General features: G+C 49.9%; 24 protein-coding genes. 8 read left to right on the top strand and 16 right to left on the bottom strand.

From position 1 onward, the window contains the following. Positions 1 to 281: 281 nt before the first annotated feature. Complete coding sequence (gmhB, locus tag LVQ76_RS15740) at positions 282 to 842, bottom strand: D-glycero-beta-D-manno-heptose 1,7-bisphosphate 7-phosphatase (protein WP_232922025.1); 561 nt, start codon at positions 840 to 842, stop codon at positions 282 to 284. A 190-nt stretch (positions 843 to 1,032) separates the two neighbouring features. Between gmhB and metN the strand changes: the two genes are divergently transcribed. The 6 genes from metN (at position 1,033) to proS (ending at position 6,625) form a co-directional block, all read left to right on the top strand. Then, positions 1,033 to 2,064: a methionine ABC transporter ATP-binding protein MetN gene (metN, locus tag LVQ76_RS15735; protein WP_232922024.1), complete on the top strand. Its 1,032-nt coding sequence runs from the start codon at positions 1,033 to 1,035 to the stop codon at positions 2,062 to 2,064. Further along, positions 2,057 to 2,710 (top strand): methionine ABC transporter permease MetI, encoded by a 654-nt coding sequence (locus LVQ76_RS15730; protein ID WP_034493533.1) that lies wholly within the window; start codon positions 2,057 to 2,059, stop codon positions 2,708 to 2,710. Before metN ends, LVQ76_RS15730 begins: the two co-directional genes overlap by 8 nt. Positions 2,711 to 2,754: 44 nt before the next feature. Further along, positions 2,755 to 3,570 carry a methionine ABC transporter substrate-binding lipoprotein MetQ gene (metQ, locus tag LVQ76_RS15725; protein ID WP_154151392.1) on the top strand — a complete coding sequence of 272 codons (816 nt, stop codon included), beginning with the start codon at positions 2,755 to 2,757 and terminating at the stop codon, positions 3,568 to 3,570. Between the two features lie 114 nt (positions 3,571 to 3,684). Further along, positions 3,685 to 4,089, top strand: a complete 405-nt coding sequence (gene rcsF, locus LVQ76_RS15720) for an envelope stress sensor lipoprotein RcsF (protein ID WP_232866201.1) — start codon at positions 3,685 to 3,687, stop codon at positions 4,087 to 4,089. Continuing rightward, positions 4,086 to 4,793 carry a tRNA (N6-threonylcarbamoyladenosine(37)-N6)-methyltransferase TrmO gene (gene tsaA, locus LVQ76_RS15715; protein WP_232922023.1) on the top strand — a complete coding sequence of 236 codons (708 nt, stop codon included), beginning with the start codon at positions 4,086 to 4,088 and terminating at the stop codon, positions 4,791 to 4,793. Before rcsF ends, tsaA begins: the two co-directional genes overlap by 4 nt. 113 nt (positions 4,794 to 4,906) lie before the next feature. Continuing rightward, positions 4,907 to 6,625: a proline--tRNA ligase gene (proS, locus tag LVQ76_RS15710; protein ID WP_232866198.1), complete on the top strand. Its 1,719-nt coding sequence runs from the start codon at positions 4,907 to 4,909 to the stop codon at positions 6,623 to 6,625. 66 nt (positions 6,626 to 6,691) lie between these two features. Here proS and nlpE read toward each other — a convergent pair whose 3' ends face one another. Genes nlpE through LVQ76_RS15695 form a run of 3 tightly spaced genes read right to left on the bottom strand, consistent with a single transcriptional unit; the run spans position 6,692 to position 8,387 of the window. Beyond that, positions 6,692 to 7,387 carry an envelope stress response activation lipoprotein NlpE gene (gene nlpE, locus LVQ76_RS15705; RefSeq protein WP_232922022.1) on the bottom strand — a complete coding sequence of 232 codons (696 nt, stop codon included), beginning with the start codon at positions 7,385 to 7,387 and terminating at the stop codon, positions 6,692 to 6,694. Between the two features lie 38 nt (positions 7,388 to 7,425). Next, a complete protein-coding gene (gene arfB / locus LVQ76_RS15700) occupies positions 7,426 to 7,845 on the bottom strand; it encodes an alternative ribosome rescue aminoacyl-tRNA hydrolase ArfB (RefSeq protein ID WP_151995014.1) in 420 nt (139 codons plus the stop codon). Then, positions 7,845 to 8,387: a YaeQ family protein gene (locus LVQ76_RS15695; RefSeq protein ID WP_151995013.1), complete on the bottom strand. Its 543-nt coding sequence runs from the start codon at positions 8,385 to 8,387 to the stop codon at positions 7,845 to 7,847. Before LVQ76_RS15695 ends, arfB begins: the two co-directional genes overlap by 1 nt. Positions 8,388 to 8,592: 205 nt before the next feature. Between LVQ76_RS15695 and LVQ76_RS15690 the strand changes: the two genes are divergently transcribed. Together LVQ76_RS15690 and rof are read left to right on the top strand one after the other, a co-directional pair. After that, positions 8,593 to 8,793, top strand: coding sequence for a YaeP family protein (locus LVQ76_RS15690; protein ID WP_064540227.1), 201 nt, complete (start codon positions 8,593 to 8,595; stop codon positions 8,791 to 8,793). Beyond that, complete coding sequence (rof, locus tag LVQ76_RS15685) at positions 8,780 to 9,040, top strand: Rho-binding antiterminator (RefSeq protein WP_232922021.1); 261 nt, start codon at positions 8,780 to 8,782, stop codon at positions 9,038 to 9,040. The genes LVQ76_RS15690 and rof overlap by 14 nt, the downstream gene beginning before the upstream one ends. Before the next feature lie 46 nt (positions 9,041 to 9,086). Here the strand turns inward: rof and LVQ76_RS15680 are convergent, their stop codons facing one another. The 12 genes from LVQ76_RS15680 to skp form a co-directional block, all read right to left on the bottom strand. Next, positions 9,087 to 9,398: a c-type cytochrome gene (locus LVQ76_RS15680; protein ID WP_233338012.1), complete on the bottom strand. Its 312-nt coding sequence runs from the start codon at positions 9,396 to 9,398 to the stop codon at positions 9,087 to 9,089. Next, positions 9,395 to 10,705 carry a tRNA lysidine(34) synthetase TilS gene (gene tilS / locus LVQ76_RS15675; protein ID WP_232922020.1) on the bottom strand — a complete coding sequence of 437 codons (1,311 nt, stop codon included), beginning with the start codon at positions 10,703 to 10,705 and terminating at the stop codon, positions 9,395 to 9,397. Before tilS ends, LVQ76_RS15680 begins: the two co-directional genes overlap by 4 nt. Before the next feature lie 63 nt (positions 10,706 to 10,768). Next, positions 10,769 to 11,158: a VOC family protein gene (locus LVQ76_RS15670; protein WP_232866195.1), complete on the bottom strand. Its 390-nt coding sequence runs from the start codon at positions 11,156 to 11,158 to the stop codon at positions 10,769 to 10,771. Positions 11,159 to 11,188: 30 nt separating this feature from the next. Beyond that, positions 11,189 to 13,330 carry a lysine decarboxylase LdcC gene (locus tag LVQ76_RS15665; RefSeq protein WP_232922019.1) on the bottom strand — a complete coding sequence of 714 codons (2,142 nt, stop codon included), beginning with the start codon at positions 13,328 to 13,330 and terminating at the stop codon, positions 11,189 to 11,191. Positions 13,331 to 13,600: 270 nt separating this feature from the next. Beyond that, a complete protein-coding gene (gene accA, locus LVQ76_RS15660; protein WP_064516346.1) occupies positions 13,601 to 14,560 on the bottom strand; it encodes an acetyl-CoA carboxylase carboxyl transferase subunit alpha in 960 nt (319 codons plus the stop codon). Positions 14,561 to 14,572: 12 nt separating this feature from the next. Further along, positions 14,573 to 18,055 (bottom strand): DNA polymerase III subunit alpha, encoded by a 3,483-nt coding sequence (gene dnaE / locus LVQ76_RS15655; protein WP_232922018.1) that lies wholly within the window; start codon positions 18,053 to 18,055, stop codon positions 14,573 to 14,575. Between the two features lie 38 nt (positions 18,056 to 18,093). After that, a complete protein-coding gene (rnhB, locus tag LVQ76_RS15650) occupies positions 18,094 to 18,690 on the bottom strand; it encodes a ribonuclease HII (protein ID WP_134186980.1) in 597 nt (198 codons plus the stop codon). Further along, positions 18,687 to 19,835, bottom strand: a complete 1,149-nt coding sequence (gene lpxB, locus LVQ76_RS15645) for a lipid-A-disaccharide synthase (RefSeq protein ID WP_232905109.1) — start codon at positions 19,833 to 19,835, stop codon at positions 18,687 to 18,689. The genes rnhB and lpxB overlap by 4 nt, the downstream gene beginning before the upstream one ends. After that, positions 19,836 to 20,624, bottom strand: a complete 789-nt coding sequence (gene lpxA / locus LVQ76_RS15640) for an acyl-ACP--UDP-N-acetylglucosamine O-acyltransferase (protein WP_232922017.1) — start codon at positions 20,622 to 20,624, stop codon at positions 19,836 to 19,838. Positions 20,625 to 20,627: 3 nt separating this feature from the next. Further along, positions 20,628 to 21,083, bottom strand: a complete 456-nt coding sequence (fabZ, locus tag LVQ76_RS15635; RefSeq protein WP_064516336.1) for a 3-hydroxyacyl-ACP dehydratase FabZ — start codon at positions 21,081 to 21,083, stop codon at positions 20,628 to 20,630. A 116-nt stretch (positions 21,084 to 21,199) separates the two neighbouring features. After that, the gene (gene lpxD, locus LVQ76_RS15630) at positions 21,200 to 22,225 is read right to left on the bottom strand and encodes a UDP-3-O-(3-hydroxymyristoyl)glucosamine N-acyltransferase (protein WP_232922016.1); all 1,026 of its coding nucleotides are present in this window, start codon (positions 22,223 to 22,225) and stop codon (positions 21,200 to 21,202) included. A gap of 3 nt (positions 22,226 to 22,228) precedes the next feature. Continuing rightward, positions 22,229 to 22,729, bottom strand: a complete 501-nt coding sequence (gene skp, locus LVQ76_RS15625; protein WP_232866188.1) for a molecular chaperone Skp — start codon at positions 22,727 to 22,729, stop codon at positions 22,229 to 22,231. Positions 22,730 to 22,850 lie beyond the last annotated feature (121 nt).

The following is a 22,850-nucleotide window of genomic DNA, read 5'->3' as shown; positions in this document are numbered from 1 at the left end:
ATCTGAGATATCAATCCTGCGAGTGCCCACACAGATTGTCTGATAAATTGTTAAAGAGCAGTGAGTTGCGCGCTTTCGCTTGCTAACTCGAGGTGGCGTATATTACGCTTTCCTCTTTCAGAGTCAAGCGTTTATTTTCGCTTTTCGTCTGGCTGACGGGCCGGTTTGTAAGCCGTTGTGCCGTGTCAGTGGAGGCGCAGTATAGGGATTTTCTGGAAGCTGACAACCCCTATTTTCAAAATAATTACTGACCGCACATTTTTTAGGCGTTAAGCTTATTTTTAGCGCGCTTTTATCGCTTTTGGCAGGTCTGCGAGGCTATTAATGACAAAATCAGCTGCAGCTTCGCTTTGCTCAGTGACTGGCTTACCAGTACGAACCAGTACTTTTGTCCCTACTTGTGCAGCTGACGCTGCCTGCATGTCTTCCAATTTGTCGCCAACCATATATGAAGAAGCCATATCTATATGAAGGAACTCTTGAGCAGAGAGCAACATGCCCGGTTGCGGTTTACGGCAATCACAGGTTTGGCGAAACTCTTCTATTATTGCATCTGGGTGATGCGGGCAATAATAGATACCATCCAGGTCAATACCGCGGTCTGCTAAAGACCAGTCCATCCACTCTGTCAGATTTTCAAAATCATCTTCCGTAAACATGCCACGGGCGATACCTGATTGGTTGGTGACAAGAACCAATGCATAGCCCATTGCTTTTAACTCACGCATTGCGTCAATCACACCATCAATGAACTCGAACTGATCAACTTCATGGACATAGCCATGATCAACATTAATGGTGCCATCACGATCGAGAAAAATAGCGGGAACAGACTGTGCCACTTGGAAACTCCTGAAACTGGGATTATTAGCCGTAGTATCGCATGATTTCTTATCCGGGCGAGAACAGACAATCATTCGCGGATTGATTTAGACGTCTGGATGCCTTAACATCCATATCGATAGCGGTCATCGCCCGTTATCGGCAGCAGAAAATGCCACGGCTTACACTCATACGATAATAAATAACCTAATGATTAAACTTTCGAATATCACCAAAGTGTTCCAGCAAGGGAATCGCAGCATACAGGCGTTGAATAACGTCAGCCTGCATGTTCCTGCTGGGCAAATTTATGGCGTGATCGGCGCATCAGGTGCAGGGAAAAGCACACTCATCCGCTGTGTAAACCTGCTTGAGCGCCCAACGCAAGGTTCAGTACTGGTCGATGGTCAGGAGCTGACAACACTTTCTGAAGGGCAGCTCACCAAAGCGCGCCGTCAGATTGGCATGATTTTCCAGCACTTTAATTTACTCTCTTCCCGTACCGTCTATGGCAACATTGCATTGCCATTAGAGTTGGACAATACGCCGCGCGAAGAAATCAAACGTCGCGTATCTGAATTACTTGATTTGGTCGGCCTGAGTGAAAAACATGATGCATACCCTGCCAATCTTTCTGGCGGGCAAAAACAGCGTGTCGCTATTGCTCGTGCACTGGCCAGCAATCCTAAAGTGTTGTTGTGTGATGAGGCCACCAGCGCACTCGACCCAGCAACAACGCGTTCGATTCTCGAACTACTGAAAGATATTAATCGCCGCCTTGGTCTGACTATTCTATTAATTACCCATGAAATGGATGTTGTTAAACGCATCTGTGACTGCGTTGCGGTCATTAGCGACGGTGAGTTAATAGAACAAGATACCGTAAGCGAAGTGTTCTCTCATCCAAAGACACCGCTGGCACAACAGTTTATTCAATCCACTTTGCATCTGGATATTCCGGAAGATTACGCACAGCGTTTGAGCGCCGATAAAAGCAAAACAACAGTTCCTTTACTGCGCCTGGAATTTACCGGCCAGTCTGTTGATGCTCCGCTACTTTCCGAAACCGCCCGCCGCTTTAATGTGAACAGCAATATTATCAGCGCGCAGATGGATTACGCCGGCGGCGTGAAGTTCGGCATTATGCTGTGTGAATTGCATGGTGAACATCAGGATATGGACGCTGCTATCACATACCTGCAGCAGCAACATGTAAAAGTAGAGGTGCTGGGTTATGTCTGAGCCAATGATGTGGTTACTGTTAAAAGGCGTGTATGAAACGCTGGCGATGACTTTTGTGTCTGGCTTCTTTGGCTTCGTTCTTGGTTTGCCTGTCGGTGTGCTTCTTTATATTACACGTCCGGGGCAAATCAGCGCGAACGCTAAGCTTTATAACAGCCTTTCGGCGTTAGTGAATATCTTCCGTTCTATCCCGTTCATTATATTGCTGGTATGGATGATTCCATTTACCCGAATGATTGTAGGAACGTCGATTGGCCTGCAAGCGGCTATTGTGCCGTTAACCGTAGGCGCAGCACCGTTTATCGCTCGTATGGTAGAAAACGCCCTATTGGAAATCCCTTCGGGCCTGATTGAAGCTTCGCGTGCAATGGGCGCAACACCAATGCAGATTATTCGCAAAGTTCTGCTACCAGAAGCACTACCGGGTCTGGTGAATGCTGCAACCATCACGCTGATTACACTGGTTGGCTATTCTGCTATGGGTGGTGCTGTTGGTGCCGGAGGCTTAGGTCAGATTGGTTATCAGTACGGTTATATCGGTTATAACGCTACCGTGATGAATACGGTATTAGTGTTATTGGTGGTATTAGTGTATTTAATTCAATTCTCAGGCGATCGTATCGTCCGGGCAGTGACTCACAAATAATACGTTCAACACAACATCGTTTTTACACATAGTAAGGAAGGGATATGTCTTTTAAATTTAAAACCTTTGCGGCAGTTGGTGCTCTGATTGGTTCTCTGGCACTTGTGGGTTGCGGTCAGGACGAGAAAGATCCAAACCATATTAAAGTTGGCGTCATCGTTGGTGCTGAACAGCAGGTTGCTGAAGTTGCGCAGAAAGTCGCAAAAGAGAAATACGGCTTGGATGTTGAGCTGGTTACCTTTAACGATTACGTTCTGCCAAACGAAGCTCTGAGCAAAGGCGATATTGATGCTAACGCCTTCCAGCACAAACCATACCTGGATCAGCAGATTAAAGACCGTGGCTACAAACTGGTTTCTGTTGGTAACACATTCGTCTACCCAATTGCAGGCTACTCCAAAAAAATCAAATCATTGGATGAGCTGCAGACTGGCGCACAGATTGCTCTGCCAAACGACCCAACGAACCTTGGCCGTTCCCTGTTGCTGCTGCAGAAACAAGGTCTGATCAAACTGAAAGATGGTGTTGGCCTGCTGCCAACAGTTCTGGATGTGACTGAGAATCCTAAAAACCTGAAGCTGGTTGAGTTGGAAGCGCCACAACTGCCACGTTCTTTGGATGATGCTCAGATTGCTCTGGCTATCATCAACACCACTTACGCAAGCCAGATTGGCCTGACTCCAGCGAAAGACGGTATCTTCGTTGAAGATAAAGACTCTCCATATGTGAACATGATCGTTTCCCGTGAAGACAACAAAGATGCTGAAAACGTGAAGAAATTTGTTCAGGCTTACCAGTCTGACGAAGTTTACGAAGCAGCAAACAAAGTCTTCAACGGCGGCGCAGTAAAAGGCTGGTAAGTTTCCATTCTTCTATTTTTGCGTAAATAATCTAAGACGGGCTTATGCCCGTCTTGTTATTTGTACGAGAGCTTGGTTCAATAATCGCGTTTTATCATTCATTGAGGAAAAATTATGCGTGCTTTACCGATCTGTTTATTAGCAGTCATGCTGAGCGGCTGTACGATGCTAAGCAGATCCCCTGTTGAACCTGTTAAAAGCACTGCAACGGCGCCGACGCCAGAACCTGCTAAGCCTAAAGCTCCACGTCCAGCACCAGTAAGAATCTATACCAATGCTGAAGAGTTAGTCGGTAAACCTTTCCGCGACCTCGGTGAAGTCAGCGGTGATTCATGCCAGGTTAGCAATCAGGATTCGCCACCGAATATCCCAACAGCTCGCAAACGCTTACAAGTAAACGCCTCAAAAATGAAAGCAAATGCGGTCTTACTACATAGCTGTGATGTCACCAGCGGTACGCCAGGGTGTTACCGTCAGGCTGTTTGCGTTGGTTCGGCGTTAAACGTTTCTGCAAAATGACTGCATTTAGTTTCGAGCAAATTGGCGTTATCCGCTCTCCTTATAAAGAGAAGTTTGCCGTCCCCCGCCAACCAGGTTTAGTCACTGATGGCGGGGGCGAATTGCATTTACAACCTCCCTACAATGTGGCGGATGCCGTTCGTGGCCTCGAAGGTTTTAGTCATTTATGGCTGCTATTTGTCTTTCACCAAACGATGGAAGGTGGCTGGCGGCCTACAGTTCGTCCACCGCGCCTGGGCGGGAATGCGCGTATGGGGGTTTTTGCCACGCGTTCAACCTTCCGGCCAAACCCTATCGGCATGTCGCTGGTTGAACTGAAAGGTATTCGTTGCCAGAAAGATCAGGTTATTTTGCAGCTAGGCAGTCTGGATTTAGTCGATGGCACCCCCATCGTTGATATCAAACCTTACCTGCCGTTTGCGGAAGCCGTGCCAGAAGCCATAGCGGGTTATGCGCAAAACGCCCCCGCAGCCGATATGCCGGTATATTTTACAGCTGATGTGCAGCAGCAATTACCGGTGTTGGATAAACGTTATCCTTATATTGAGCGTTTCATCCGCCAGGTGCTCGCACAAGACCCTCGTCCGGCCTATCGTAAAACGGAAGATGCGGGTAAAACCTACGCCGTTTTATTGCTGGATTTCAATGTTCGCTGGCGTGTGACAGACGACGGTTCAGAAGTGTTTGCAATTGAGACCCGTTAATTTATCGCCCTTCTCTTTTGACATCCCTGCCACACTGGTAAACTAAAACACTTATTTTGCATCAGGCTACTCAGGTAGCCAGTTATCTGCCGTTCAAATGGAACCGTAACAACATGCGTACTAGCCAATATCTGCTCTCCACACTGAAGGAGACACCAGCCGACGCTGAGGTCATCAGCCACCAACTGATGCTGCGTGCCGGGATGATCCGCAAACTCGCTTCTGGTTTGTATACCTGGTTGCCGACCGGTCTGCGCGTCCTGAAAAAAGTCGAAAACATCGTGCGTGAAGAGATGAACAACGCCGGTGCCATCGAGATGTGCATGCCCGTGGTTCAGCCCGCAGATTTGTGGCAGGAGAGCGGTCGTTGGGAACAGTATGGCCCAGAGTTGCTGCGTTTTGTTGATCGCGGCGATCGCCCATTTGTTCTCGGCCCAACACACGAAGAAGTCATCACTGACCTGATTCGTAACGAACTGAGTTCTTACAAACAACTGCCACTGAACTTCTTCCAGATCCAGACGAAGTTCCGTGACGAAGTCCGCCCACGTTTCGGCGTCATGCGTTCCCGTGAATTCCTGATGAAAGATGCTTACTCTTTCCATACCTCTCAGGAATCCCTGCAGGAAACTTATGATGCAATGTATCAAGCCTACAGCAAAATCTTCACCCGTATGGGTCTGGATTTCCGCGCGGTAGAAGCGGATACCGGTTCAATCGGTGGCAGCGCATCTCACGAATTCCAGGTGCTGGCTCAGTGTGGTGAAGATGATGTTATCTTCTCAACCGAATCTGATTTTGCAGCGAACATCGAATTTGCTGAAGCAGTCGCTCCGGCTGGCGGTCGTGCGGCACCAACCGTTGAAATGACGCAGATCGACACCCCGAATGCGAAAACCATCGCTGAGTTGGTTGAACAGTTCAACCTGCCGGTAGAAAAAACCGTTAAGACTTTGATGGTTAAAGCTACCGAAGGCAGCGCTTACCCGCTGGTCGCTCTGCTGGTTCGAGGCGATCATGAACTGAATGAAGTTAAAGCAGAAAAACTGCCACAAGTTGCTAGCCCGCTGACTTTCGCGACCGAAGAAGAAATTCGTGCCGTCGCTAAAGCAGGTCCTGGCTCACTTGGCCCAATCAATCTACCAATCCCTGTTGTGATTGACCGTACCGTTGCTGTAATGAGCGATTTCGCGGCAGGCGCAAACATCGACGGTAAACACTTCGTTGGTATTAACTGGGAACGTGATGTTGCGCTGCCAGAAGTTGCTGATATCCGTAACGTTGTTGAAGGTGATCCAAGCCCGGACGGTAAAGGTACCCTGCTGATTAAGCGCGGTATCGAAGTGGGCCATATCTTCCAGCTTGGCACTAAGTATTCAGAAGCGATGAAAGCTTCAGTTCAGGGTGAAGATGGCCGTAACCAGACGCTAACCATGGGTTGCTACGGTATCGGTGTGACTCGCGTAGTTGCTGCTGCAATCGAACAGAACAATGACGAGCGTGGCATTGTGTGGCCAGATGCAATCGCACCATTCCAGGTTGCGATTCTGCCAATGAACATGCACAAATCTTTCCGCGTGAAAGAACTGGCTGAAGAGCTGTACTCAACTCTGCGTGCCAAAGGCATCGACGTATTAATGGATGACCGTAAAGAGCGTCCAGGCGTGATGTTTGCCGATATGGAACTGATTGGTATTCCTCATACTGTCGTTATCGGCGATCGCAACCTTGATAGCGAAGAAGTTGAATACAAAAACCGCCGTGAAGGTGAGAAGCAGATGATCAAAACCGGCGAAATCATTGATTTCTTGCTGGCACAGATTCAACGCTAAGACTGGCGTATAAAGTAAAAAGCCCCGCTAAGTGATTAGCGGGGCTTTTTTATATCCACTTGTTTATCAATCGTGGCAGCTTTTCTTAGGCTCAAATTTGGCTGCTCGGTCTGCAACGACTGTTTTCTTCAACTCGCCGCTATCTGGTGATGCCTGCAATGTAAAGTGAGCATCAACCACCAGCAATACCGGCTGATAATCCTCACCCCGCGCTGCCGCATATCCACGTTCCAGCTCTGCGTTACTGGCCACAGAGAATGTTTTCCCTGTAGAGCAATCCTGGAAAATCGCCGCATCAGCCATGTACTTATACATGCCTTTCATGGTCATCGGCGTTGCAGGTAACGCTTCTTTACTTGGCGTCAGAGTGTAAGTGAGCTGAGACTCAATCGAGTTACCTGCCCTATCCAACATCTCCAGGTTATCGCCTTTCGGGCGGAAATAGAGTTTTTCGCCGTCGCGTTCAGTGAGAACCAATTTATCCGCGGTACGTGCCCAACTTCCGTAAGAGGCAAAGACTGAAGGTTCTTTCACGCCCTGATAACGTTGATTCATCACCCAGGTACCGTCTTTTTCCAAAAACAGCGACGTTTCAATCCCTGAACAATCCGCGCAAGGTAAAACCCCTTTGTAACTTTGCTGCATTGGCTGTAGCTCTGCGGCTTGAGCAGGCTGTAACGTTTGAACTTCAGCCCGGTTATTACAGCCAAAAAGTGCAAACAAGCTACACACAGCGATAGCTGACAATAGAATCTTTTTCACCATCTCTTCCTTCTTCTGGTCAATATCTTTGCCGTTCGTCATTCAGGGCGACGGACTTTCCCGCGTAATGATTTCGTCGTTGATTTCTGTGATTTAGATGCGAGACGGCGCTCTTTCGATGCACGCGTAGGTCGTGTGGCTCGTCGGTTTTTTTGCTCAACAGTTAACTCTTGAATCAATGAAATCAGCCTTGCTACTGCAGCTTCACGATTCATTTCCTGACTACGGTACTCCTGCGCCTTTATCACCACCACGCCATCGGGCGTAATAAGATGGTGGCTGGCCGCCAGCAAACGTTCTTTATAATACTCTGGCAGGCTGGAGGCCCGGATGTCAAAACGCAAATGAATCGCCGTTGAGGTTTTGTTCACATGCTGGCCGCCCGCTCCCTGCGCGCGGATAGCCGTAATAGTGACCTCACTGTCCGGTATTGCTATCGTTCGTGACACTTCGATCATTAATGATGCTGCCAGGCCGTAAAGTGAATTTCGAGATTATTCTCAGCATCAGATAACCAGATTGCACCGTCCTGAATGGTGGCCTGTAAGTTCATCGAACGTGTACCAAATTCGCACAGCTTCGCCAGTTGCTCATCATCCAGATACCAGATAGACAAGTTTTGGTATTGCTTGAGTTTGTTCTGATGCTGCTGCCACCAGACTTCAGCGGCACGACTGTTATAAGTAAACAGTGCCACTTCACCAGACTGGCTACAGGCTTTTTTCAGGCGTTTTTCATCTGGCAGACCTAGTTCAATCCATAGGTCGATACCCATATGGTCGTTACGCTGCCAGATTTCTGGTTCTTCTTCTGCGCTTAAACCCCGGCTGAATTGCAGACGCTCGTTAGCGTATTTAATCCACGCCAGCAGACGCAGCATCATACGTTCTTGCGTTTCCGAAGGATGGCGCGCAAGCGTCAGATTGCTATCCAGGAATTGATTGCGATCGAGATCGGCAACATTCACCATCGCTTTATAGATTGTTGCTTTTAACGCCATCACACTTCTCCGAACTCAATTAGGCGCTCATTGTAACCAAAACCTCGCTAAAACGCTGTTATGTATTCACTCAAGTAGAGGGGTGCGCTGCTGATATCGGTTTCATGCCTGTGGTATAGTCACCTTGCTAAACAGAGTTTATCTTCGTAGGCTTAACTGGCATCACACGATTAAGTCTGAGGTCGGGACTCTGAAAGGAGGGCGTGTGGAAAAGTATTGTGAATTAGTACGAAAGCGCTATGCGGAAATAGCCAGCGGAGATTTGGGTTACATTCCCGATGCACTGGGCTGCGTCTTGAAGGTGCTGAACGAAGTGGCTTCCAACGAAGCACAACCAGAATCTATTAGGGAACAGGCGGCGTATGCGGCCGCGAACTTACTGGTGAGCGACTATGTCAATGAATGATGCCTATCAACCCATCAATTGTGATGATTATGACAATCTCGAGCTCGCCTGCCAGCAGAACTTAATACTGACGCTGGAGTTGAAGAGCGGAGAAGTTTTCAAGGCGAAAGCCAGTGATCTGGTGTCTCGTAAAAACATCGAATACTTGATTCTCGATGATGCCGGTACCATTCGCGAAGTTCGTCTCGATAAAATTGCCAGCTTCAGCCATCCTGAAATTGGTACTGTCGTAGTTAGCGAATCCTGATACGCAAAGTATCCGCATGCGTGGGCAGCCTTGGGGCTGCCCTTTTTTATGGCTTCATTGAAGCGTAATAAGCAGCCAAATTGCTGATATCCTCGTCGGAAAGGCCACTTACATAAGCCTTCATCACTTCAGCTTGCCCACCACTACGCTCGCCCTTTTTATATGCCTTCAACGAGTGTTCAAGATACGCCTCGTTTTGCCCGGCAAGATTCGGGTACATCGGCACGGAAACTTTCCCCGTAGCCCCGTGGCACGCCACGCACATCATGGCTTTTTGCTCACCTGCAGCGGCATCACCTTTTGCCAGTACCGGTTGAGCACACAATAATATGCCCGCTAAAATAATGATTCTCTTCATGATTTATTCTCCTTTTGCCAGTCGACATGCCAGCATAATTCTTCCGTCGCCTTTCCATCCTGGGTAACAAAAACCCCAAGAGCGGCAATCAATTTTTCGCCGTAATATAACAGCGGCGTTCTTTCGCGCTGCCATGGCGCAATACCTGACTCTTGCCAGATCTTTTTCAAACTACGGCCACGTTCGCGCCCAACGATATGGAACTGTCCGGAAGCCTTAAAACGTACGGTAACGGGCTCGTCAACACCAGGTATGCGAACCTCCTGCCCAATAGATGCCAATTGAAGAGTGCCTAAGCCACCGGGCAATGTTAATGGCGCAAAAGGTGCAGACCAGGAAACGATCTCATCACCCAATCCGTTCATCAACGGCAACCAGTACAATGCCCCCTGATATCGGCGAACTTCAAAGCTGCCAAATTTCAAACGGGGGTTGGCATCTTCACGACTTGTTGCAACTTCATTCCACAGGCGTGCCAGCGCTGCTCGCGAAGGCATAGCTGCTTTCTGACGGCCAAACCAGCGGCGTAGCAACGCCGAACGCCGGATATCACTGAGCGGCTTTAGAGGCTCAATGAGTAATGAGCCATCGTCCTGAATCAGCGCCTCAAGTTGTTCGGCAAGCAACTCATCAAGTAATTGTTCTTGCTCTCCACATAACTCAGCGCTGCGGGCAACGCTTTGTGGGAAATGGGGCCAACGCTGTTGGATTTCAGGAATGACCCGCAACCTTAAGAAATTCCGATCGTAGCTATCATCCTGGTTACTTTCGTCTTCTATCCACGTTAATTGATGTTCATTAGCCCACGCTTCCAGAACTTTGCGCGTCTGCCCCAGCAATGGCCGGATTAATTCTGTCTCACCAAACGGCAAACGTTCAGGCATTGCGGCCAGCCCCGCAGGGCCACTTCCCCGCTTCAGGGCAAGTAGAAATGTTTCACACTGGTCATCAAGGTGCTGCGCCGTCAGCAAAACTTCGTCTGGTCGTATTGTTTCAGCCAGCGCCTGATAACGTGCTGCTCGCGCATGGGCTTCAATCCCTAATCCATCGTCTGCCAACTGCACTCGTTTTACTTCAAACGGTACGTTCCATTGTTCGCAAACTTGCTGGCAATGTTCGGCCCAATTATCGGCATAGGGGCTTAAACCGTGATGAATATGCATCGCACGAATTTGGAAGTTAGCACCATGAAGATCGCGAAGCGTGACCAGTTGATGAAGCAAAACCGTGGAATCCAGCCCACCACTAAACGCCACCAGCAAATGTGTGTGCGGTTGCAGTAATTTGTTGAGAAAACGAAGTGGCATAGTCAGTAATTAAAATAAGGATTTGCCCGGAACGTTACCGGGCAACAAGAAGTGAGGCAAGCGTTACTGCTGGTAAAGTTCTAACGGCAGCCCATCAGGGTCATTAAAGAAGGTAAAACGCTTATCGGTGAAAGGATCGATACGAACCGGCTCACACTTCACGCCGTGCTTTTCGAGGTGAACAATCGCGTTGTCGATATCATCCACGCTAAAAGCCAGATGGCGCAGCCCGCAGGCTTCCGGTCGGCTTGGTCTGGCGGGGGGGGAAGGAAACGAGAACAGCTCAATGACATATTGCCCGTTCAACGCCAAATCTCCTTTCCATGAATCCCGTTCCTCCCGGTACGCCTCAGCCTGTAGCGTGAAACCGAGAATATCGCAGTAAAAATGTTTACTGATCTGATAATCCGACGCGATGATCGCGATGTGGTGAACCTGCTTTAAACCCAGCATAAATGCTCCTTTATCTTTTTTGCACGGCAGTTACACCGATTTTAAAACTCGTACTCGATAGATGCCGTCTTCGCCCAGTTTGGCACCGTGGATATCCGTTTCAAACCCTGGATAATGCTCGCCCACGGAACAGAGCATCAGCAAGAAATCGAGCACTGCGCGGCTTTCATTGGTGATCATCTCACCCGGCATCACCACCGGCACGCCCGGTGGATACGGCAGGATCATGTTTGCTGAAACACGGTTTAGCAGTTGTTCTATTTCGACCGTTTCAACGTTGCCTTTCACCTGCTGCTGATAAGCCTGATGCGGCGTCATTTTCATTTCTGGCAGCACATCAAAAGCACGCAGCATCAGGTCAGAAAGATTGTGCTGCTTAATCAGTTTGTGAATGCCCTGCGCCAAATCCTGAATGCGCATATTGCGGTAAAAATCAGGGTCTTCGGCATACAAATCTGGCAGCATGTTTTTCACCCGCAGATTAAGATCGTAAGAGCGTTTAAACTCCGTCAAACCGCGCAGCAAGCTCAATGCTTTGGTTTTGTCGATACCAATACTGAACAGGAACAGTAAATTATACGGCCCAGTTTTTTCGACGACTACGCCGCGCTCATCGAGGAATTTCGCCACCAGCGCCGCCGGAATCCCCTCTTCTGCCATGCTACCCAGCTCATCCATTCCCGGCGTCAGAATGGTGACTTTTATCGGGTCGAGATACATATGGTCGGCATCAGCATCTTTGAAACCGTGCCAGTCTTCTTCACCTGGCGAGATCGGCCAGCAGGCGGCTTCGTCGATATATTCCGGCTGCCAGATATCGAAGAACCAATCCTCCGATTCTTCACGCAGGCGCTGAACTTCACGGCGAAAATGCAGCGCACGCTCAACGGAACGATTGATCAAACGCTTGCCCGGATTGCCACGTAGCATGGCCGCCGCTGTTTCAATCGACGCCACTATCGGATAGCTCGGCGAAGTGGTGGTGTGCATCATGTAGGCTTCGTTAAACGTCTCTTCGTCGTAATCCCCTTTGATATGGATTAGCGAAGCCTGCGACAGCGCCGCCAGAAGTTTGTGCGTGGACTGGGTTTCGTAGATGATTTTCCCCGGCACACGGTCGCCGCTCATGCCGCTCTTCCCCTGATAAATCGGGTGGAAGTTGGTGTACGGCACCCAGGCTGAATCAAAATGAATCGAAGGCACGTCCAGCGTTTGCTTAATAAATTCGGTGTTGTAGAGCAAACCGTCGTAGGTCGAATTGGTGATCACCGCATGCACCGGCCATTGCGCATCTTTTGTCGCGGCAACTTTTGCCTCGATGCTTTCACGCATAAATTCACGTTTAGGAATGCCACCCAAGATCCCTAATGCGTTACGTGTCGGCTTAAGCCAGAGAGGAACCAAATCCGTCATCATCAGCAAATGAGTCAACGATTTGTGGCAGTTGCGGTCGATAAGCACCGTGCTGCCGGAAGGTGCGGCATACATGCCGACGATTTTGTTCGACGTTGATGTGCCGTTGGTCACCATATAACTCTGTTCGGCACCGAAAGTGCGGGCAATATATTCCTCGGCTTCCAGATGCGGGCCGGTGTGGTCAAGCAACGACCCCAACTCCGTCACCGAAATAGAGACATCAGCCTTAAGCGTGTTTGCGCCAAAGAAATCGTAGAACAGGCAGCCGACCGGGCTTTTCTGGTACGCCGTTCCCGCCATATGGCCCGGCGTGCAAAAGGTATATTTCCCTTCGTTGACATAATTGAACAGCGCCTTAGTCAGCGGCGGCGTGATGTTATCCAGATATTCATTGGTGTACTGACGGATGCGCAGGGCGATATCGTCGGCGGCACTGAGTGCGTATTCAAAGAACCACAGCGCCATGCGCATTTCGTTGACGCTGACATCCAGCGAAGAGTGCGTATTGATAAACGCATATAGCGGCAGATACTCATTCAGCTCATTTATTTCGCTGCATAAATCCAGGCTGTACTCGTCCCAGTCAAAAATGACGCCACAAATACGCGGATTATGTTCGATGAGTTTGAGCAGGTCGGTGCTGTTGGTTGGGTAAATCAGGCGAAAACCTTGTGCTTCCAGAGCCTGATGCAGTTCTTTAATTGGCTCGTCTTTATAGAAAACGCCGTGCGGCCCCATGATTGCAATAATGTTCAACGCTCACCTCCTGGCAAAAAACCTTCAGGTAATCATAGTTTATTGAAAAGGGATGCAGAACAAGCGCAGAAGGGTAAGGTTTCTTAAAGTGTGGAATTGAGATAATAAAAAAGGCCAGAATTTCTTCTGACCTTCTTCTTCAATATACCCGTTAGCATTCGAGTTGCAGGTAGGCGGCCAGGGAGCTTATCCCGATGAGCTTACTAAAGTAAGTGATTCGGGTAAGTGAGTGCAGCCAACGCCCCTGCAGCTTGAAGGATGATGGGTATATCACGCGTAGCCGTAACTCATCAGACGATGATACCGACGAGCCAGCAGCTCTTCGGTATTCAGCACGTCCAGATCGGCTAAATCTGCCAGCAGTTGCGCTTTCAGAGAAGCGGCCATTGCTTCCACGTTACGGTGTGCACCGCCCAGTGGTTCAGGAATGACAGAATCAATCAGTTTCAACTCTTTCAGACGTGGGGCAATAATGCCCATGGCTTCTGCGGCGATTGGCGCTTTGTCAGCGCTTTTCCACAGAATAGACGCGCAGCCTTCCGGGGAGATAACGGAATAGGTGCTGTATTGCAGCATATTCACTTTATCGCCCACGCCGATTGCCAGCGCACCACCGGAGCCACCTTCACCAATCACGGTACAGATGACCGGCACTTTCAGGCCAGACATTTCACGCAGGTTACGCGCGATAGCTTCTGACTGACCGCGCTCTTCCGCGCCCACGCCAGGATAGGCGCCTGGGGTGTCGATGAAGGTAATGATTGGCATCTTGAAACGCTCAGCCATTTCCATCAAACGCAGTGCTTTACGGTAGCCTTCTGGAGCTGGCATACCGAAGTTGCGGCGAATCTTCTCTTTGGTTTCACGGCCTTTCTGATGGCCAATAACCATCACCGGACGACCATCAAGACGCGCAATCCCGCCAACAATAGCTTTATCGTCAGCATACGCACGGTCACCCGCAAGTTCATCGAACTCATCAAAAGCGAGACGCAGGTAATCAAGCGTATACGGGCGCTGCGGGTGACGCGCCAGTTGAGCAATCTGCCATGCTCCTAAATCGGCGAAGATCTTACGTGTGAGTTCTACGCTTTTTTCACGCAGACGCTGCACTTCTTCGTCCAGATTAATATCTAACTTTTCATCCTGACGGCTAACTGCAGTCAGGGAATCAATTTTCGCTTCCAGCTCTGCAATCGGCTGTTCAAAATCGAGGAAATTCAGACTCATAATATTCCTGTATTAGTCAAACTCCAGTTCCACCTGCTCCGAGCCTATCAGCGAGCGAAGCTCATTGAGCAAACGATCGCTTGGGGAAACACGCCATGCCGCGCCGAAGCGCAAACGTGCTCGTGCATCCGCTCTCTGATAGTAGAGATGTACTGGAATGGTCCCCGAACGATGGGGTTCCAGAGACTGACGGAGACGGTTCAAAAGCTGGTCATCAATTTGCCTGTCCGTCAGCGAGATAGCAAGCCCACGCGCATACTTTTCGCGGGCCTCGTCTATGTCCATAACTTCGCGAGCAGTCATTTTAAGGCCACCGCTGAAGTCATCAAAGCTGACCTGTCCACTGACGATCAGGATACGGTCTTTTTCCAACAGATGCTGGTACTTTTCTAACGCATCTGTGAATAGCATCACTTCCAGGCGACCAGAACGGTCATCCAGAGTGCAGATGCCAATGCGATTGCCACGCTTGGTAACCATCACCCGCGAAGCAATCACCAGACCCGCAGCTGTGGTCATTTTACCACGTTCTGTCGGGTGCATCTCTTTCAGGCGCATGCCACCGACATAGCGCTCAATTTCTTTCAGATACTGCGTGATGGGGTGTCCAGTCAGGTATAGACCTAACGTTTCACGTTCGCCATCCAGTACCACTTGTTCTGGCCACGGAGTCACGCTGGCGTAGGACTGCTCAACCTGCTCCGGCTCATCGGCCAGCACACCGAACATATCCACCTGGCCGATAGCTTCGGCTTTCGCGTGTTGATCGGCAGCTTTCAGCGCATCGGGCAGCGCATTCATTAATGCGGCGCGATGCGGTCCGAGGCGGTCAAATGCCCCGGACATCACTAATTTTTCAAGGATTCGTTTATTGAGTTTTTTAACGTCAGCTCGCGCACAGAGGTCGAATAACTCCCGGAAATAACCGCCTTTGTTACGCGCCTCAATTATCGCTTCAATCGGGCCTTCACCGACACCTTTAATCGCACCGATACCGTAAACAATTTCCCCGTCGTCATTAACGTGGAAATGGTACAGCCCGGAGTTGATATCCGGTGGCAGGATTTTCAGACCCATGCGCCAGCATTCGTCGACCAGGCCGACAATTTTCTCGGTGTTATCCATATCCGCGGTCATCACCGCGGCCATAAATTCTGCCGGATAGTGCGCTTTTAACCACAGCGTCTGGTAGGAAACTAATGCATAAGCAGCTGAGTGAGATTTGTTAAACCCGTAACCGGCAAATTTCTCTACCAGGTCGAAGATCTTAATCGCCAGCTCACCATCAATGCCACGAGACTTCGCGCCATCTTCAAAACCACCACGCTGCTTCGCCATCTCGACCGGGTTCTTTTTACCCATCGCACGACGCAGCATATCCGCACCGCCCAGCGAGTATCCCGCCAGCACCTGCGCAATCTGCATCACCTGTTCTTGATACAGGATAATACCGTAAGTCGGCTCCAGCACCGGTTTCAGGCTTTCATGCTGCCATTGAATATCAGGGTAAGAGATGGCTTCACGCCCGTGTTTACGGTCGATAAAGTTATCAACCATGCCTGATTGCAGCGGGCCAGGGCGGAACAGCGCTACCAATGCGATCATATCTTCGAAGCAGTCAGGCTGCAGACGCTTGATAAGATCTTTCATGCCGCGGGATTCTAGCTGGAACACCGCTGTGGTTTCCGAGCGTTGCAGCATGTCGAAGCTTTTCTTATCTTCGAGCGGGATAGCGGCGATATCAATCGGATCTAAACCTTGCTTCGCCCGACGCGGGTTGATCATCTTCAACGCCCAGTCGATGATGGTCAGCGTACGCAAGCCCAGGAAGTCGAACTTCACAAGGCCCGCATATTCCACATCGTTTTTATCGAACTGGGTGACCGGGTTTTGGCCCTGGTCATCGCAATAAAGCGGAGCAAAGTCAGTAATTTTGGTTGGCGCAATTACCACGCCACCGGCATGTTTACCGGCGTTACGCGTTACGCCTTCAAGTTTACGCGCCATGTCGATAAGCGCTTTAACTTCTTCGTCAGCGTCGTACATTTCAGGAAGCTGCGGTTCAACTTCAAACGCTTTAGCAAGCGTCATCCCCGGATCGGGCGGGATCAGCTTAGAAATACGATCGACAAAGCCGTACGGGTGCCCCAGTACACGGCCCACATCGCGGATAACCGCTTTTGCCGCCATCGTACCAAAGGTAATAATCTGTGATACCGCCTCGCGCCCGTACATTTCGGCGACGTGGTCAATAACCCAATCGCGTTTTTCCATGCAGAAGTCGATATCGAAGTCGGGCATCGACACACGTTCCGGGTTAAGGAAACGTTCGAACAGCAGGTCAAATTCCAGCGGATCAAGATCGGTAATCTTCAGAGCATAAGCAACCAGTGAACCCGCACCAGAACCACGGCCAGGGCCTACCGGCACGCCGTTGTCTTTGGACCACTGGATAAATTCCATCACGATCAGGAAGTAGCCTGGGAAGCCCATCTGGTTGATAACTTTAAGCTCAATATCCAGACGCTCGTCGTACGGCGGTCTTTTTGCCGCGCGCTCTTCAGGATCTTTGAACAAGAATTCCAGACGATCTTCGAGCCCTTCCTTAGACTTCATGACCAGGAAGTCTTCGGTCGACATATCACCAGTTGGGAACTGCGGTAGGAAGTACTCGCCCAGACGCACGGTAACGTTACAGCGTCTGGCGATTTCTACGCTGTTTTCCAGCGCTTCCGGGACGTCTGAAAAGAGCTCGCACATCTCCTCTTCGGTACGCAGATATTGCTGCGAAGAGTAATTACGTGGGCGTTTCGGGTCGTCAAGGGTAAAGCCATCGTGAATAGCAACGCGGATTTCATGTGCATCAAAATCTGTGGACTCAATGAATCTTACATCGTTGGTTGCTACGACTGGCAAACCACGTTCATCCGCCAGAGCGACGGCTGCGTGCAAATAGCTTTCTTCATCAGGACGACCAGTACGAATCAGTTCCAGATAGAAGCGATCGGCAAAATATTGCTGGTAGAATTCCAGGCACAAATCAAGCTGTGCTGTATTCCCACGCAACAAGTTTTTGCCAATATCCCCCATACGCCCACCAGAAAGAAGGATTAGCCCTTCGTTCAGTTCGCCAAGCCAGGCTCGGTCGATAATTGGGCCCGCAGCACCGTAACCACGCTGGTAAGCTTTAGAGATGAGCAACGTCAGGTTTTGATAACCGACATTGTTTGCGGCAAGCACGGTTAAATGGCTGAGTTCATCGCCCAGCAATTCATTCGCAACGTTAAAATCTGCACCAATGATCGGCTTAAGCCCTGCACCATGCGCAGCACCATAGAATTTCACCAGCCCGCAGAGGTTGGTAAAATCAGTGATAGCAATTGCTGGCATCCCCATCGCCGCGGCTTTCTTCACCAGCGGAGCTGTTTTTGCCAGGCCATCAACCATGGAGTAGTCGCTGTGCACCCTAAGGTGCACGAAACGTGGTTCAGCCATTTCTCATTCCGTTTAGATGTGTAACGTACGTCCGCAAATCAGGACGCCAGTCCGAGAGCGCGTTTGACCGGAGCAAAGCTACGACGATGATGTTCAGTCGCGCCATGCTCTGCCAGCTTTTCCAGATGGAAAGCTGTGGGGTAGCCCTTATGTTGGGCAAAACCGTATTGCGGGAAAGAGAGATCAAGCTCTGCCATTTCACGATCGCGCGTCACTTTGGCAATTATTGATGCCGCACTTATTTCAGCAACCCGACTGTCACCTTTCACCACCGCCAAAGAAGGCATTGGCAATGCAGGGCAGCGGTTACCATCAATCAATACATATTCAGGAACCACGCACAGGCCTGCGACAGCACGCTGCATCGCAAGCATAGTGGCATGCAAAATGTTTAACTGGTCGATCTCTTCTGGCTCAGCACGGCCAAGGCTCCATGACAGCGCCTTTTCGACGATTTCATCGTACAGCGCATTGCGGCGTTTTTCAGAGAGTTTCTTAGAATCAGCAAGGCCAATGATAGGCTTTGCAGGATCGAGAATAACCGCAGCAGTGACGACTGCGCCAACCAGCGGGCCTCGACCCACTTCATCAACACCTGCGACCAGATGTGTATGAGGGTAAATAAATTCAATCATTGAGCGAGCTCCAGCACGGCATTCGCCGCCTGTTCATCGGCGTTACAACGAATTTGCTGATGCAGTTCGCGGAAGGTGTCATGCATTTGGTGGCTCTGCGCCCCATCTTCAAGCAGCGGGCCAAGCGCCTTTGCAAGCGCATTGGGCTCGCACTCATCCTGCAATAATTCTTTAACCAGTTCACGGCCAGCCAGCAGATTTGGCAGTGAAACGTAATCCGTTTTGACCAGACGCTTTGCAAGCCAGAAAGTGAACGGTTTCATGCGATAACCAACCACCATTGGGCATTTTGCCAGCATGCACTCAAGGGCTGCGGTACCCGATGCCAGCAAGGCAGCGTCACTTGCGACCATCGCTTCACGCCCTTGCCCATTGAGCAGGTGCATCGTCAGGTCAGGTGCGACTTCTGCTTTGATACGCTCAAATTGTTCACGACGTTTTGCGTTAACCAGCGGAACGACAATTTCCAGCCCCGAGAAACGCTCACGCAGTAAAAGAGCTGTTTTCAGGAAATCCGCGCTGAGCATTTCAACTTCTGCACCACGACTCCCCGGTAATAGCGCCAGGCATTTAGCCTCTGGGGAAATTCCCAGAGTCGCGCGTGCGGCATTTTTATCAGGATCAAGCGGCATGGCATCAGCCATGGTATGACCGATAAACCGACAAGGGACATTAAATCTATCGTAAAACGCTTTTTCGAAAGGCAGAAAGGCGAGCACTAAATCCGTTGCTCTGCCAATTTTGAAAACGCGTTTTTGCCGCCATGCCCAAACGGAAGGGCTGACGTAATGAATGGTGCGAATACCCTGCTTCTTAAGATTGCCTTCGAGCGTGATGTTGAAATCAGGCGCATCGATGCCGACAAAAACATCTGGCTGCAATTCGGTGAAACGGCGCGTGAGATCGGCTCGGATATGTAATAAGCGACGCAGGCGACCGAGCACTTCAACAATGCCCATTACCGCTAGCTCTTCCATCTCATACCAGGCTTCGCAGCCTTCAGCCTGCATCAAAGGCCCTGCAACACCAATAAAGCGAGCATCAGGATGACGGGCTTTCAGAGCACGAATCAGACCTGCGCCAAGAATATCGCCGGAAGTTTCTCCGGCGACCAGGGCAATCGTAAGCGGACGACCAGGTTTCATTTAGCGAATCAGACCACGAGTTGAACGTTCAAAAAATTCAACAAATGCGTTCACTTCTGGATGTTGCTCGGCAATCGCAGCAATCTCAGGCTTCGCTTCTTCGAAGGTTTTCCCGCTGCGGTAGAGAATTTTATACGCGTTGCGAACAGCGTGTATCGCTTCTCTTGAGAAACCGCGGCGTTTCAGACCTTCGATATTTACGCCGAACGGCGTTGCGTGGTTGCCCTGCGCAATAACATACGGTGGAACATCTTGTGCCACACCAGAACACCCCCCCACCATCACGTGCGCACCGATAATGCAGAACTGATGCACAGCGGTCATACCACCAATGATTGCGAAATCATCAACGGAAACGTGACCAGCAAGAGTTGCGTTATTTGCGAGGATACAGCGGTTACCGACCGTACAGTCATGCGCTACGTGAGCGTTGACCATCAGCAGGTTATCGCTACCCACCTTCGTCAAACCACCGCCCTGCTCTGTTCCACGATGGATGGTGACGCTTTCGCGAATGCGGTTGCGATCGCCAATTTCCACACGGGTCGGTTCACCAGCATATTTAAGATCCTGGTTAACTTCACCAATGGAAGCGAACTGATAAATCTCGTTGTCACGGCCAATAGTCGTGTGACCATTTACCACAACATGAGATTTCAGAACGGTACCTTCACCGATTTCAACATGCGGACCAACAATACAAAACGGACCAATATGGACGTTAGCACCAATAACAGCACCGTCTTCCACAATGGCTGATGGATGAATAAAGGCGGATTTATCAATCACGTATTAACTCTCCCGGCTGCGGGCACACATCATAGTTGCTTCACAGACAATTTTACCGTCAACAGTTGCCACGCCTTTAAAGCGCGTCAGACCACGGCGGGTTTTCTCGAAAGTAACTTCCATGACCATCTGGTCACCAGGTACGACAGGACGTTTGAAACGTGCTTCATCGATACCAGCAAAGTAATAAAGCTCACCAGGTTCCAGTTTCCCTACGCTTTTGAACGCAAGAATACCGGTGGCTTGCGCCATCGCTTCAAGAATCAGCACGCCCGGGAAAATCGGTTTACCAGGGAAGTGGCCCTGGAAAAACGGCTCGTTTACTGTGACATTTTTTACTGCACGTAAAAAACGCCCTTCTTCAAAATCCAGCACGCGGTCTACCAGCAAGAACGGGTAACGGTGTGGCAGAAGTTCCAAAATCTCTTCGATGTGCAGAGTATGAGTGTCGGTAGTCAAGATACTCTTCCTGTCTAAATGTACCAAATGACAATAATAACACGGCCTGCGACTATCTCGAGATAGCTAGCAGGCCGCAAATCAGTAAGCACTAACGCGTCTTGGGCGGGTGACTTTTAGTCTTGTTGATTGATTTTTTTCTCAACGGATTTCAAGCGTTTGCTGATCTCGTCGATATTCATCACCAACGCGGCTGTTTTACGCCACACTTTGTTCGGCTGTAGTGGAATACCTGATGAGTAAACCCCCGGCTCTGTGATAGGGCGCATTACCATGCCCATTCCAGTCACGGTGACTTTATCGCAGATTTCCATATGGCCATTGATAACACTGGCACCACCAATCATGCAGTAACGGCCAATTTTCAGGCTGCCTGCCATGATCACACCGCCAGCAACAGCAGTATTGTCGCCAATCACAACGTTATGTGCAATCTGGCATTGATTATCAATGATAACACCATTGCCAATAATCGTGTCGTCTAGTGCGCCACGGTCAATCGTAGTACAGGCACCGATCTCGACACGATCGCCAATGATCACGCGGCCAAGTTGGGGGATCTTCACCCAGTTGCCACGATCGTTAGCGTAACCAAAACCATCTGAACCGATGACGGTACCGGACTGAACCAGGCACTGTTCACCAATCTGGATTTCATGGTAAATCGACACATTCGCCCACAGGCGTGTGCCAGCACCAATTTTGGTGTGTTTACCCACGAAACAGCCAGGGCCAATTACGACGTTATCGCCCAGCGCGACACCAGACTCGATAACCGCATTAGCGCCAATGGCTACGTTATTACCCAACGTCGCAGTTGCATCAATCACTGCACTTGGTGCGATGTTTTGAGCAGGTTGCGGCGTGGAATCAAGGATTTGCGCCATGCGAGCATATGTGAGGTAGGGATTCTTCACTACCAGCGCTGCGCTATGTGCGAAAGGGAGGTCGGCTTCAGTCATAACGACGGCAGAAGCCTGGCAAACAGCCAATTGCTCACGGTAACGTGGGTTAACCATAAACGTAATTTGGCCAGCCTGGGCCGTTTGCATAGATGCAACGCCGGTGATGACGAGATCGCCATCACCGTGCAAATCTGCATCCAACTGCTGGGCTAAATCAGCCAGTCGAATTGAAGACATTACTTATTTAACCTGTTTCAGAACATCTGAAGTGATGTCTTTAACACTGCTACCTGCATAAGCAACGGTGTTAGCATCCAGAACTACGTCGATGCCTTTGTCGTCAGCAACTTTCTTCACTGCGCTCTGAATACGAGTAACAAGTTTGCCACGCTCTTCGTTAGAACGACGTTGACGATCTTGTTCGAATGCCTGAGCTTTAGTCTGGAACTGCTGACGTTGAGCCATCAGATCTTTTTCAGCTTTGCTGCGGTCAGCAGATTTCATGGTAGAGCCATCACGTTGCAGCTTTTGCATTTTGGATTGCAGGTCGCCTTCCATATTCTGCAACTCGCTTGCGCGGCCTTTAAACTCGTTTTCAAGAGTTTTAGACACACCGGTGCTCTGTGCTACCTGTTGGAACAGGTTGCCCATGTTTACTACAGCAATGCTGTCAGCTGCTTGAACGCTGGCAGATGCAGCCATAGCGAGGCCAAGACCTGCGGCAAATAACCACTTTTTCACAATAAACTCCTTACCATCCCGAATGTGTCCGAAGACACTCTTTTTTGCGTGTGCCAGTTCTGCATTTCGCGAACTGGCATCAACGCTACACTGCTTTTATACAATCCTTCGCACAGAACAG

The organism is Buttiauxella cochleicola, from assembly GCF_021283185.1.
GTDB classification, from domain to species: domain Bacteria; phylum Pseudomonadota; class Gammaproteobacteria; order Enterobacterales; family Enterobacteriaceae; genus Buttiauxella; species Buttiauxella massiliensis.
This window is presented reverse-complemented; position numbering and strand designations above follow the sequence as displayed.